Below are 854 nucleotides of genomic sequence, written 5' to 3'. Positions count from 1 at the left end.
CAAACCCCGGTCGGGAGAACAAAAACAGCTTGATTGTCCGGATAACATCGAACCAGTCATGTATGGACTGATAGTCAGACGGCACTCCGCCGAATTTCCGGGCAGAGCTTTCAGCATGATGAAGCGGATGGGCCATCTCACAGCCCCTCGTCATAGCTGTGCGAGCATTCGACATAGCGGTCGGCATGATCGAGGGTGATGCTGTCTAGTGCTATGTCCCAGGTCAGCGTGCCGTAGCCGCCCTCGTTGTTTTCGAACCCCGGGTGATGATGATAGGCGAGCGACCAGGCGAAGTCGCCAACCTCGGTGGCAAGCGGCTCCGGCAGTTGGACCTCTGCAGGCTGCACCGTCACATCCTCGACATTGCCGGAGTCGCCATAGCCTTCGTATTCGGCAGTGACCTCGCTGATGCCAAGCGCACGTAGTTGCGCCAGCAGCTCCGCTCGAGTCGCCTTCAAGGTGGTTTCGCGCTCTGCACGCCACTGAGCCGCCATTGCGGCATAATCGATCTGGGGATTGGTCATGGGTCCGTCCTCTTGTCTGAAGTTGGGGGGCCGGGCGTGGCATTGGTTAGCGCGCGCCCGGAAAGCGCAGACCGGTGAAATCCAGATCCGCGACGCCCGGCACAAAGCCCGCTTTAACTTTTCAGGCGGCTTGTTCTGCCGCTCTGGCGGCTCCCTGCCCCACGATCCGGGCCAGAATGCGGCCCGTGTCGATCCCATCCCCATGCGGCAGGAACACCCGTAGCTGGAAGGCGATGATCTCGGTGAAGCAGCCGGCGGCCTTGAGGCCATCAATCATGCCCTTGTCCGCGCCGCCCAGCTCGAGACGCATCTCGCCTGCGACGCGGCGAC

At 61.6% G+C, this 854-nt stretch carries 3 protein-coding genes; all 3 read right to left on the bottom strand.

Annotated elements, in window-relative coordinates; translation table 11 throughout:
- The coding region (locus tag TRIHO_RS24435; protein WP_408646204.1) for a DUF6915 family protein at positions 1-136 on the bottom strand (136 nt) is incomplete at its 3' end.
- Position 137: 1 nt separating this feature from the next.
- A complete protein-coding gene (locus TRIHO_RS20250; protein ID WP_065323576.1) occupies positions 138-524 on the bottom strand; it encodes a DUF6878 family protein in 387 nt (128 codons plus the stop codon).
- Positions 525-645: 121 nt separating this feature from the next.
- The coding region (locus tag TRIHO_RS23985) for a hypothetical protein (RefSeq protein WP_165595938.1) at positions 646-854 on the bottom strand (209 nt) is incomplete at its 5' end.

It is taken from the genome of Tritonibacter horizontis, assembly GCF_001518015.1.
Lineage (GTDB): Bacteria > Pseudomonadota > Alphaproteobacteria > Rhodobacterales > Rhodobacteraceae > Epibacterium > Epibacterium horizontis.
Note: the sequence above shows the minus strand (reverse complement) of the source record. Positions and strands in the feature narration are given on the sequence as shown.

Excerpts from the sequence above, each read along its gene's own strand:
- TRIHO_RS20250 (WP_065323576.1), bottom strand. The coding sequence starts at position 524 with ATGACCAATCCCCAGATCGATTATGCCGCAATGGCGGCTCAGTGGCGT.